This window comes from Pseudarthrobacter enclensis (assembly GCF_030811655.1).
In the GTDB taxonomy this organism is placed as follows: Bacteria; Actinomycetota; Actinomycetes; order Actinomycetales; family Micrococcaceae; genus Arthrobacter; species Arthrobacter enclensis_A.
In genome coordinates this window covers 1-11,328 of record NZ_JAUSRE010000042.1, presented here as the reverse complement: position 1 = coordinate 11,328, position 11,328 = coordinate 1, and the positions used below count along the sequence as shown (strand labels likewise).

At 66.2% G+C, this 11,328-nt stretch carries 10 protein-coding genes and 1 riboswitch; of the genes, 8 read left to right on the top strand and 2 right to left on the bottom strand.

Annotated features, from left to right (window positions below; all coding sequences use genetic code 11):
• Positions 1–115: 115 nt before the first annotated feature.
• From J2X98_RS21955 to J2X98_RS21940, 4 genes are all read left to right on the top strand, one after another.
• Complete coding sequence (locus tag J2X98_RS21955) at positions 116–1,126, top strand: LacI family DNA-binding transcriptional regulator (RefSeq protein ID WP_307312595.1); 1,011 nt, start codon at positions 116–118, stop codon at positions 1,124–1,126.
• Positions 1,127–1,205: 79 nt separating this feature from the next.
• Positions 1,206–1,409: a hypothetical protein gene (locus tag J2X98_RS21950; protein WP_141943551.1), complete on the top strand. Its 204-nt coding sequence runs from the start codon at positions 1,206–1,208 to the stop codon at positions 1,407–1,409.
• Positions 1,410–1,501: 92 nt separating this feature from the next.
• Complete coding sequence (locus J2X98_RS21945; RefSeq protein WP_018762118.1) at positions 1,502–1,804, top strand: DUF4193 domain-containing protein; 303 nt, start codon at positions 1,502–1,504, stop codon at positions 1,802–1,804.
• A gap of 158 nt (positions 1,805–1,962) precedes the next feature.
• Positions 1,963–2,508, top strand: coding sequence for an AMIN-like domain-containing (lipo)protein (locus J2X98_RS21940; RefSeq protein ID WP_141943549.1), 546 nt, complete (start codon positions 1,963–1,965; stop codon positions 2,506–2,508).
• Between the two features lie 55 nt (positions 2,509–2,563).
• Here J2X98_RS21940 and J2X98_RS21935 read toward each other — a convergent pair whose 3' ends face one another.
• Both J2X98_RS21935 and J2X98_RS21930 read right to left on the bottom strand, forming a co-directional pair.
• Entirely contained in the window at positions 2,564–4,120 is a 1,557-nt protein-coding gene (locus J2X98_RS21935) for an APC family permease (protein ID WP_307312591.1), read from the bottom strand.
• A 163-nt stretch (positions 4,121–4,283) separates the two neighbouring features.
• Positions 4,284–5,840: an MFS transporter gene (locus tag J2X98_RS21930; protein WP_307312588.1), complete on the bottom strand. Its 1,557-nt coding sequence runs from the start codon at positions 5,838–5,840 to the stop codon at positions 4,284–4,286.
• Between the two features lie 87 nt (positions 5,841–5,927).
• Between J2X98_RS21930 and J2X98_RS21925 the strand changes: the two genes are divergently transcribed.
• The 4 genes from J2X98_RS21925 to J2X98_RS21910 form a co-directional block, all read left to right on the top strand.
• Positions 5,928–6,464: a TetR/AcrR family transcriptional regulator gene (locus J2X98_RS21925; protein ID WP_141943543.1), complete on the top strand. Its 537-nt coding sequence runs from the start codon at positions 5,928–5,930 to the stop codon at positions 6,462–6,464.
• Positions 6,465–6,557: 93 nt separating this feature from the next.
• A riboswitch (glycine riboswitch) is annotated at positions 6,558–6,655 on the top strand.
• Between the two features lie 191 nt (positions 6,656–6,846).
• Entirely contained in the window at positions 6,847–9,696 is a 2,850-nt protein-coding gene (gene gcvP / locus J2X98_RS21920; RefSeq protein ID WP_307312583.1) for an aminomethyl-transferring glycine dehydrogenase, read from the top strand.
• Positions 9,697–9,708: 12 nt separating this feature from the next.
• On the top strand, positions 9,709–10,857 hold the full coding sequence (gcvT, locus tag J2X98_RS21915) for a glycine cleavage system aminomethyltransferase GcvT (protein ID WP_141943539.1): 1,149 nt from the start codon (positions 9,709–9,711) through the stop codon (positions 10,855–10,857).
• A 352-nt stretch (positions 10,858–11,209) separates the two neighbouring features.
• Positions 11,210–11,328 (top strand): serine dehydratase beta chain (locus J2X98_RS21910; RefSeq protein WP_307312598.1); only part of this gene is annotated, 119 nt, incomplete at its 3' end.

Below are 11,328 nucleotides of genomic sequence, written 5' to 3'. Positions count from 1 at the left end.
GACATCGCCAAAACGGAACTGCTCACCATCGATGAAGGCACCACCATCCGCCAGTTCAAGAAGGACCTGAACTGGAACGCCGCCTACTACAAACTGGCCGGCGGGATCTGACCGGGTGCCCTTGCTGAGGCCCCGGCTGGAGGACGTGGCGGAGCTGGCCGGGGTCTCGCACCAAACCGTGTCCCGCGTGGTCAACAACCACCCCAACGTGAGCCCGGAAACCCGCCGGAAGGTGGAGGCGGCCATAGTCCGGCTCGGCTACCGCCGCAACACCGCCGCCCGGAGCCTGGTCACCCGGCGCTCGCAGACCATCGGCGTGCTGGCCGGCGAACTCTCGCAGTTTGGTCCGGCCAACACCCTTTTGGGGGTGGAGTGCGCTGCACGGGACGCAGGCTACTTTGTCAGCGTCGCCGCCTTAAGGGAGGTCACCCGGGGCTCGATCCTGGACGCCGTCCGGCACTTCCAGGACCAGTCCGTCGATGGGATCGTGGTCATTGTTCCGCACCTGGAGACACCGGCCGCCCTGGCGGAACTGCCCATCGGAGTGCCGGTGGTGGCCGTGGGCCCGGACGGAAACCATGCCGTTGGCGGTGTGAAGGTGGACCAGCGCCGCGGGGCGGAGCTGGCGGTGCAGCACCTGATCAGGCAGGGTCACGTCCGGATCGCCCATGTCGCGGGACCGCAGGACTGGATCGACGCGGTGGCACGCGCCGAGGGATGGCGGTGCACCCTGGCAACGGCCGGGCTCGATGCGGACCTGATGATCGAGGGCGACTGGAGCGCCGGCAGCGGTTACCGGATCGGGCGGACGATTGCGGCCGGCCGCGGTGCCACTGCCCTCTTCGTGGCCAACGACCAGATGGCCCTCGGGGTCCTGCGGGCCTTGAATGAGGCCGGCCTCAGGGTGCCCAGGGACATGTCCGTGGTGGGCTTCGACGACCAGCCCGAGGCCGGCTACTTCAGCCCACCCTTGACCGTGGTCCGGCAGGACTTCGAGGAACTGGGCAGGCGGTGCGTGGACATGATGCTGGCGGCCCTGGCCGGGATGGAGGAAGCCCGCACCCTGGTGGTGGAGCCTGAACTGGTCCTGCGCAGCAGCACCGCCCCACCCCAGCGGATCCCGTAGTACCTTCGGGAGAGCGGATTTAATCCGTGGGAGACGCCTTCGAAACGTGGCCTCAACAATTGCTGCGTACGTTGCAGGCATGACGGTTACCCTGCTCCTCCGGCTCCGCGACTGGCTCCTGGACACCTTTACCTACGAGTCCGGCTCCCAGGCCGCTGCGGCCATGGCCGACGCCAGCCGCTGGGGCTGGTTGCCGGCATTGAGCGGGGTGTCCGTGGGCGCGGACCTGGCCCGGTCGGAGCACGTGGAAGCCACGGCCGGAAACGGCGGAATGTCTGCTTAGCCACACTATTGCGCCACTAGCGGGATGATGCCCTAAACTGCTTCACTGAGGTGCCTGAAATGGCGCTGCGCAGCAACGAAAGTGAATACGTTATGGCTACCGATTACGATGCTCCACGCAAGCAGGAAGAAGAGTCGCCCGCTGACTCTCTCGAGGCCCTCCAGGCGTCACGGAGCGGCAACGCGCAGACCGCGGTTATCGATGTCGACGAGAACGACACTGCTGAAGGTATCGACCTCCCCGGCGCCGACCTGTCCAACGAGGAACTGACCGTCATTGTGGTTCCCGAGCAGTCCGACGAGTTCACCTGCTCGTCGTGCTTCCTGGTCCGCCACCGGTCGCAGGTTGCCCGTGAAAAGGACGGCCTGAAGTACTGCCGCGACTGCGAAGGCTAACTGACTTCCTGGATTCCACAGCGCCGGCCACCTCCCTGAGGCGGCCGGCGCTGCTTTGTCTCCAACCGCCGTCGTTATCAAAATGGACCCTCGTATCCGGCCGTCACCCCTCCTACGCTGGAAGCATCCAATGGTTTTGATTCCTGGACGGCACTGCAATGAAAAAGTTCTTTACCTGGCTCGCAGCCGTCGTGTTGGCTGCAGTGCTGGGCTTCGCGGTTCAGGCGCCTGCGTGGGCGGCTCCCTACTGCGGCCTCACCTGGGGCTCGCTTGCGAAGTCCGGCCAGGACGCAGGCACCGCATCCGTCACCAATGTCCGGACCGGGCAGCATTACTGTTTTGACCGGCTGGTGGTTGACCTCAACGGTCCTGCGGTCTCCTACACCGTGCAGTACGTACCGCGCATAGAGCAGGAGGGCTCGGGGGCGTTCATCCCGGTGCGGGGCGGCGCGCGGCTGCATGTCAGCATCAAGGCGCCCTCCTATGACCAGAACGGCAATCCCACGTATAACCCAGCTGACAGGAATGAGCTCAGCAACGTTTCCGGCTATCAGACCTTCCGCCAAGTGGTCTCCGCCGGAAGCTTCGAAGGGTATACCAGCTTGGGACTGGGAGTCCGTGGCCGCCTGCCGTTCAGGGTTTTTACCCTCGATGGTCCCGGCACCGGGTCACGCCTGGTGATCGATGTGGCGCACTTCTGGTGACAGCACAAAGGTGCCGCGCCCCTGATGCGGGCACGGCACCTTTGGTGTTGGCGGTTTATTCCGGAACCACCAGGGCAGGGGTGTCCTGCCTGAGGGTTTCGCCGCGGAAGAAGCCGGGGTGGGTGCGGGACATGATGAGCATGACGACGGCGCCCAGCGCCAGGATGCCGATGCCCAGGATGAACACCAGGCCCATGCCGAAGATCTCCGAACCGCTGCCGAACTCAGGGGAGAGACTGTCCACGGCGGTCTGGGCGAACACCACGAACAGGCCCACGCCGCCCACCACCGGGCACACAAGGCGGAAGAAGAAGTGGCGGACGCTGTTGAACAGGCTGTGCCGGAAGTACCAGGTGCAGGCCACGGCGGTGAGGCCGTAGTAGAAGCAGATCATCAGGCCCAGTGCCAGGATGGTGTCATTCAGGACGTTCTCGCTGACCACGTGCATGACAGCGTAGAACCCCGCGGAAAGCACCCCGGCAGCAATGGTGGCGAATCCCGGCGTCGAGAACTTCCTGCTGACCCGGCTGAAGGGTTCCGGCAGGGCGCCGTAGTGGGCCATGGCCAGCAGGCTCCGTGAGGGCGACATGAAGGTGGACTGCAAAGACGCCGCCGAACTGGAAAGCACCGCGAGGGACATCAGGATGGCAAAGGGGCCCATGATGGGGGAGGCCAGGGCCGTGAAGATGTTCTCTTGGTTGTCGGCGTTGTTCAGGCCGTTGCCGGTGTCCCCGACGCCGGCGAACATCATGGTGGCGATGCTGACCAGGAGGTAGATGGCCAGGACAATGATGGCGGTCAGGGTGCCGGCGAGTCCGGCAGTTTTCTGGCCGTTCGCCGTTTCCTCGTTGACGGTCAGGCAGACGTCCCAGCCCCAGTACACGAAGATGGACAGCGAGATGCCGGCCGCGATCTGGCCGAACGTCTCGATCTTGGTCACGTCGAACCAGTCCCAGCTGAACGGGATGGCCGTCTCCGAGGTGGACCAGTTGGCGAACGCCATGGCGACAAAGAGGCCCAGGACCAGCAGCTGGAAGCCCACCAGACTGTACTGCACCAGCTTGGTGGTGTGCAGGCCGCGGTAGCTGACCCAGACGGCCAGCGCCACGAAGACGAAGCAGGTCAGGACGTTCAGGGCTTTGTTGTCCGCCAGGTCAGCCAGTTCGGCGGAGCCGGTGAGCTGGGACAGGAAGAGGTAGAAGAAGTCGACGGCGACGCCGGCCAGGTTGGACAGCACGATGATGTTGGCGGCCAGCAGGCCCCACCCGCCCATCCAGCCCACCCAGGGGCCGAAGGCCTTGGTGACCCAGGTGAAGGTGGTGCCGCTGTCCGGGGAGTCGGCGTTGAGCTCCCGGTAGGCGAGCGAGACCAGGATCATGGGGATGAACCCGATCAGGAAGATGACGGGCAGCTGGAGTCCGGCTTCGTTGACCGTGGGTCCGAGTGCGCTGGTGAGCGTGTAGGCGGGGGCGATGGTTGAAATGCCCAGGACGACGACGGCCAGGAGACCCAGCTGCCCACCCTTGAGTCCCTTGGCGCTGACGCCGTCCGAGGAGGGGGCGTGGGCGTGCGGACCGGGTTTGGCCGTACTGGTGCGGATTGTCTCTGTCATGGCACCACTTTCTGGAAGGATGTGAGACGGGAGTCACTATATGAATGGCGTTCATTTAGTATGGGGGTGCCGGCCCTGTGATGCAAGACGCATATGAATCGCGTTCGTTTATGACAGTTTGGGTGATCGCTGGGCTTTCCGGGATGCTGCCGGGCCGCCCCGGCTAAGACGCTTTGGGCACCTTCCGGAGGACGACGGCGGAGAGGACTGCCGCCGTCGCCATCAGTACCAACGCAATCGCCGCGGTGATGTGCACCCCTGAGTCGAAGGCGGATTCGGCGGCCGCCTTGACGGCTGCCGCCGCCGGAGCCGGCAGGATGGCTGCGGCCTCCATTGCACCGGCGAGCGTTTCCCCGGCGTTGTGCAGGATGGGCGCGGCGAGTGTCCCATCCAGCCCTGCGGGCAGCCGGAGGTTGTGCTGGTAGGAGGCGGTCAGGATGGAGCCCAGCACCGCGGTCCCCAGCAATGCGCCCACCTCGTAACCCGTTTCGGAAATGGCGGCGGCAGCGCCCGACTTTTCCGGGGGCGCGGAGCCGAGGATGAGGTCGTTGGAAATGGTTTCCGCGGTGCCGACGCCCAGCGCCAGGACCAGGAGGGCTGCCAGCAGCAGCGAGGGGCCGCCGTCGTGGTTTCCCAGCGCCACCAGGCTGTAGCCCACTGCGCTGAACGTCAGCCCCGCCGCCACAACGTACCCGGGCCGGACCCTCCGGACCAGCGGCACCACCACCAGGCCGGACACCACCGTGGCTACCAGGGCCGGGATCATCGCAATGCCTGCGGCGGACGGGGTCATGCCTTCGAGGAGCTGGAGGTGCTGGGCCAGGAACAGGATAAAGCCGTTGAAGGAAAACAGGGCCAGGATGTTGGCGCTGATGGCCATGCTGAACACCCTGTTCCGGAACAGGGACATGTCCAGCAGCGGGTGTTCCAGCCGGCGCTGGCGCCGGACGAACACGGTTCCCATTGCCAGGCCGAAAAGGATGCTGCCCACCCCCGTTAGGCCGGGCCCTTCGGTGGCAACGGCCTTGATCCCGTACACCGCAGGCACCATGGCCAGCAGGGAGAGCAGGATGCTCGGCATGTCCACTTTCCCCGGCGCGGGGTCCCTTGATTCCGGGATGAGTGCAGGCCCCAGCGCCAGCAGGGGGATCATGAGGGGTACGGCGACGAGGAATACCGCGCCCCACCAGAACCGCTCCACCAGCCACCCGCCGAAGATGGGCCCCAAGGCTGCGCCGCCGGAGAACCCTGCGGCCCAGATGGCCACCGCCAGCCTCCGCCGGTTGGGCTGGGGGAAGATGTTGCGGATCAGTGACAGGGTGGACGGCATCAGCATTGCCCCGAAGAATCCCAGGGCGGCGCGGCCGGCGATCAGCCATTCGGGCGTAGGTGCAAAGGCCGTTGCTGCTGACAGCACCGCAAAGCCCACGCCCCCGGTAACCAGCAACCGGCGCCGGCCAATGCGGTCCCCAAGGCTGCCCATTGAGACCAGCAGCCCGGCCAGTACCAGGGGGTAGGTGTCCACAATCCATAGGAGCTGCACGCCCGTGGGTTCCAGGGCGCGGGTGATGGCGGGCAGGGCGAACGTCAGGGCGGTGTTGTCCACCGCGACCAGCAGGACTGGGAACATCAGCAGCCCGAGGGCCAGCCAGTCCCGCCGCGGGGAGCGGTGCGTGGTGCCCTTCCGTTGTGCCGGCACGGCGCTGGTGTAAGTAGTCATAAGATAACTGTACCGTCTGGACGGTATAGTTTGAAACCCGCCGCTGCCTTGCAGGTTCCGGAGCCCGTGGGAGGCATGATGGAAACCATGCCCCGAAAGCCTGTAGCCCGTGACGCGGTCCTTGACGCCTTCGAGTCCCTGCTGATCGAGGTGGGGGAGCGCGCAGCCACCCTTGACGCCGTGGCCCGGAAGGCCGGGGTCTCAAAGGGTGGCCTGCTCTACCACTTTCCCAACAAGGAAGCGCTTATCGCTGTGCTGCTTGACCGCCTGGAGGGCCTCGCCAAGGCGGACGCCGACGCCATGGCGTCAGCCAGCGAAGGCGCGGCAGCGTACTTCATCCGTTCCTCCGTATGGGCCGACACCCCGCTCGACAGGGTGATCGTGGCAGCCACCAGGCTTGCCGAAGTGGCGCATGAAGAAACGCGGCGGCGATTCGCGGCCATCCAGCAGCGCTGGCTGGACGAGATTGCCGCGGATGTGGGGCCCGGGCTGGCAAAGGCGGTGCTCTATATGGGGGACGGCTTGTACTTCAACGCGATGCTGTCCGTTGGTCCGGCCCCCGAGGGGGGAGCGGCCGCTGACGTGGAGGAACTTCTTGCCGCTTTGGAGCGTCTCCGGAGGTAGCCCCGGCATTTGCCGCGAGGGGTCGCGGCGTAGGACAATGGAGAGTTGTGAGGGCCGCCACCGGCCATCACCAGCCCATAAATGAATAGCCTTTGATCTGCGGCGGGAGAGTTCTGCCGGAAGTACAGGCAGGCGCCGTAGGAGCAAATCCTCCCCAGGAATCTCGCAGGCCCCTGTACCGCCGCGGCGAGGCGCCTCTGGAAAGCAGCAGGCAGTTTTCCCGCCTCCTCTTGGGGAGCGAAAAGACTGTTGTGCTCACCGACGGTGCAAGCGGGTCCTGTCCAGGCAGGCCCCGCGGAAACTCTCAGGTCCAATACAGAGCGGGGAGGAACCCGAATAGCTGTGGCGTACCCTGCGCCGCCTGAGTAAATGGAGTTCCTTCGTGTCGGTTACCCCAGCCTCCACCACCTTCGTAGACCGCCATATCGGCGCGCGCCGCCAGGCCGACGTCGACACCATGCTCAAAGCCGTAGGCTACGACACGGTCGACTCCCTCGTGGACACCGCTGTTCCCAAAGTTATCCGCCAGGAGACAGCCCTTCGCCTGCAGGACGCGCTCAGCGAGGTTGAGGTTCTTGCCGAGCTGCGCCGGATCGCGGGCCGGAACAAGACCGCCGTGCAGCTGATCGGCCAGGGCTACTACGACACCGTGACCCCGCCGGTGATCCGCCGCAACATCCTGGAGTCCCCGGCCTGGTACACGGCCTACACCCCGTACCAGCCTGAGATCTCCCAGGGCCGGCTTGAAGCCCTGCTGAACTTCCAGACCATGGTGCAGGACCTGGTGGGCCTTCCCATTGCCAACGCCTCGCTGCTGGACGAAGCCACCGCCGTGGCCGAGGCCGTACTCCTGATGCGCCGGGCCAACAAGGACAAGGATGCCAAGGACGGCCGGACCGTCCTGGACATTGACGTACTTCCGCAGACCATCGCCATCGTGCAGGGCCGCGCCGAGGCGCTGGGCTTCGAGGTGGAGGTCGCCGATCTGTCCCAAGGGCTGCCGGAGGGTGACATCAACGGCATAGTGCTGCAGCAGCCGGGCGCTTCCGGCCGGGTCTGGGACCAGTCGGGCGTTATTTCGGCTGCCAAGGACCGCGGTGCACTGGTGACCGTTGCCGCGGACCTGCTGGCACTGACCCTCATCACCCCTCCGGGTGAGCAGGGCGCCGACATCGCCGTCGGTTCAGCCCAGCGTTTTGGTGTTCCGTTGTTCTTCGGCGGCCCGCACGCCGCCTACATGGCGGTCCGCAAGGGCCTGGAGCGGTCGCTGCCCGGCCGCCTGGTGGGCGTGTCCAAGGACGACGCCGGTGTTCCCGCCTACCGCCTGGCTTTGCAGACCCGTGAGCAGCACATCCGCCGCGAGAAGGCCACGTCCAACATCTGTACCGCCCAGGCGCTGCTGGCCATCGTCGCCTCCATGTACGCCGTGTACCACGGCCCGGACGGACTGAAGGCCATCGCCGGAACCGCCCACGGGCACGCCCGCACCCTGGCCGCCTCGCTGGAAGCTGCCGGCGTCGAGGTGGTGCACAAGAGCTTCTTCGACACCGTCACTGTCCGTGTCCCGGGACGCGCCGCCGCGATTGTTGCCGACGCGGAGGAGCGCGGGATCAACCTGCGCAGCGTTGACGCTGACACCGTGGGCATCTCCCTGGATGAAACCACGACGGCGGCCATCGTCGCCCAGGTTGCCGGCATCTTTGGCGCCACCGCAGGTGAGGGTGAAGGCTTTGCGCTGGAGGCCGCCGTCGAGCGTTCTTCTGACTACCTGCAGCACCCGGTGTTCAACACGCACCGGTCCGAAACCCAGCTGCTGCGCTACATCCGGAAGCTTTCCGACCGTGACCTGGCGCTGGACCGGACCATGATCCCGCTGGGTTCCTGCACCATGAAGCTGAACGCCACGGCCGAGATGGAAGCCATCTCCTGGCCGGAGTTCGCCTCCATCCACCCGTTCGCCCCGGACTCCCAGACCGAAGGCTGGCGCGAACTCATCGCCGACCTCGAGGCGGACCTGACCACCATCACCGGCTACGACCAGGTGTCCATCCAGCCCAACGCCGGCTCCCAGGGTGAACTGGCCGGGCTGCTGGCCATCCGCGGCTACCACCACTCCCGCGGCGACCAGCAGCGCAACGTCTGCCTGATCCCGGCCTCGGCGCATGGCACCAACGCCGCCTCCGCGGTACTCGCCGGCATGAAGGTGGTGGTGGTCGCCACCGCCTCCGACGGCACCATCGACCACGCCGATCTTGAAGCCAAGATCGAGGCAAACAAGGACGTCCTGTCCTGCATCATGATCACCTACCCCTCCACCCACGGCGTCTACGACGGGGACGTCCGCGAGGTCTGCGACGCCGTGCACGCAGCCGGCGGCCAGGTGTACATCGACGGCGCCAACCTGAACGCGCTGGTTGGGCTGGCGCAGCCTGGCAAGTTCGGCGGCGACGTCTCCCACCTGAACCTGCACAAGACCTTCTGCATCCCGCACGGCGGCGGCGGGCCCGGCGTCGGACCGGTCGCTGCCAAGGCACACCTGGCACCGTTCATGCCGGGCGACGCCACCGCCTGGAGCGCCGGCTCCGGCGCCACCGACGTGCCGATTTCCGCGTCGCGGTTCGGTTCGGCCGGCGTCCTGCCCATCTCCTGGGCGTACGTGAAGCTGATGGGCGGGGAAGGCCTGACCGAGGCCACCAAGTCGGCGCTGCTGGCCGCCAACTACGTGGCCGCCCGACTGAACGAGTACTTCCCCGTTCTCTACACCGGTGAAGGCGGGCTGGTGGCGCACGAGTGCATCCTGGACCTGCGCGAACTGACCGCCAGGACCGGCGTCACCGCGGAGGATGTGGCCAAGCGCCTGATCGACTTCGGCTTCCACGCCCCCACTCTGGCGTTCCCGGTGGCCGGCACCCTGATGGTGGAACCCACCGAGTCCGAGGACCTGGCAGAGATCGACCGGTTCATCGAAGCGATGATCACTATCCGCAAGGAAATCGACCAGGTGGCCAAAGGCGACTTTGCCGTTGCAGACTCACCGCTGCGCCGCGCACCCCACACGGCAGCCGCCGTCGTCAGCTCCGACTGGGACCGCGCCTACCCGCGCGAGCAGGCCGCCTTCCCCGCCCACCACAAACAGGACAAGTACTTCCCGCCCGTGGGACGGATCGACGGTGCGGCCGGCGACCGGAACCTGATCTGCTCCTGCCCGCCGCTCGAAGAGTTTGAAAACTAAAGGACCGGCATCATGACCGAGAAATACACTGCCCTTTACGACGAGCACAAGAAGCTGGGCGCGTCCTTCACCGACTTCGGCGGCTGGCAGATGCCGCTGAAGTACAGCTCCGAACTGGCCGAACACCACGCCGTCCGCAAGGCTGCCGGGCTGTTCGACCTCTCCCACATGGGCGAGGTCTGGGTGACCGGGCCTGACGCTGCCGCGTTCCTCGACTACGCCCTGGTGGGGAAGATTTCCGCCATGGCCGTGGGCAAGGCCAAGTACTCGCTGATCTGCAACGAGGACGGTGGCATCATCGACGACCTCATCACCTACCGCCGCCCCGCCGCGGAAGACGGCACCGACGTCTTTCTTGTGGTACCCAACGCGGGCAACGCCGACGTGGTGGCCGCAGCCCTCCGGGAACGGGTTGCAGGGTTCGACGCGGTGGTGGAGGATGCCTCTGCCCGGACCTCGCTGATCGCGGTCCAGGGTCCCAAGGCCCAGGAACTCTTGCTTCGCCTGGTGCCCGCGGCGCAGCACTCCCTGGTGACGGAGTTGAAGTATTACGCAGCCGTCGAGGTTCCGGTCCTGGCAGGGGGCGCGGGCAACGAACTGCTGGTCGCGCGCACCGGCTACACGGGCGAAGACGGATTCGAGATCTTCGTGGACAACGGCGACGCGCCCGCCTTGTGGCAGGCACTCATGGCCGTCGCCGACGAAAGGGAACTGACTCCTGCCGGGCTCGCCTCCCGCGACTCCCTTCGCCTCGAGGCGGGCATGCCGCTGTATGGAAATGAATTGTCGCTGCAGGGCGACCCCTTCGCCGCCGGCCTGCGCCCCGTCGTCGCGCTTTCCAAGGAAGGCGACTTTGTTGGCAAAGCCGCCCTGGAGGCCAAGAAGGAATCCGGGGCCGGCAGCACGTCCGGCCGCCGCCTCGTGGGGCTCAAAGGCAAGGGCCGCCGCGCCGGCCGTGCGCACTACCCCGTGCTCAAGGACGGCGCCACGGTCGGTGAAGTCACCTCCGGCCAGCCATCGCCCACCCTCGGCTACCCGATCGCCATGGCCTACGTCGACGTCGAGTACTCGGCACCCGGCACGGCCCTGGACATCGATCTCCGCGGCAAGGCAGAACCCTTCGAAGTCGTCCCCCTCCCGTTCTACAAGCGGGTCAAGTAGTCCCTTGTTCCGCCCCGTGGTCACCTTCGCGACGGCGGACCCGACATTTTCCCGCCTGCCCTGGGCCCACGCCGTCAGGGTTCCCTGGCCGAGCTTGCGAGGTTAGGGAGACGGTGGGGAGCACGCTTTCGAAAAGTCCGGCTCCGCCGGCGCTCGTGGGCACGACGTTACCTGCCTGCCGCGTCGCTTTGGTGACGTGCGTTGGCGACTGGGCGGATTCCGGAGACGTGCGTCTAAGGGAGCGTCACGTCCGCTTAGCGGGCGTCTTCGCGACCGAGCACGCGGAGGAATTCGGCCAGGCGCACCCACCCCGGCAACACGAAACGAATCAGAGTTTTAGTAAGGAATTGTTATGGCCGTCGGAGTCTTTGATCTGTTTTCTATAGGTATTGGTCCGTCGTCTTCGCATACTGTGGGGCCGATGCGGGCTGCTGCTGTGTTCGCGGAGGAGCTCAAGAGTTTTGGCGTCCT

Bases quoted from the DNA above. Each gene is read 5' to 3' on its own strand.
- J2X98_RS21925 (WP_141943543.1), top strand. From the start codon at position 5,928: ATGCCCCGAAAGCCTGTAGCCCGTGACGCGGTCCTTGACGCCTTCGAG.
- J2X98_RS21940 (WP_141943549.1), top strand. From the start codon at position 1,963: ATGAAAAAGTTCTTTACCTGGCTCGCAGCCGTCGTGTTGGCTGCAGTG.
- gcvT (WP_141943539.1), top strand. From the start codon at position 9,709: ATGACCGAGAAATACACTGCCCTTTACGACGAGCACAAGAAGCTGGGC.
- J2X98_RS21950 (WP_141943551.1), top strand. From the start codon at position 1,206: ATGACGGTTACCCTGCTCCTCCGGCTCCGCGACTGGCTCCTGGACACC.
- J2X98_RS21945 (WP_018762118.1), top strand. From the start codon at position 1,502: ATGGCTACCGATTACGATGCTCCACGCAAGCAGGAAGAAGAGTCGCCC.
- J2X98_RS21930 (WP_307312588.1), bottom strand. From the start codon at position 5,840: ATGACTACTTACACCAGCGCCGTGCCGGCACAACGGAAGGGCACCACG.
- J2X98_RS21935 (WP_307312591.1), bottom strand. From the start codon at position 4,120: ATGACAGAGACAATCCGCACCAGTACGGCCAAACCCGGTCCGCACGCC.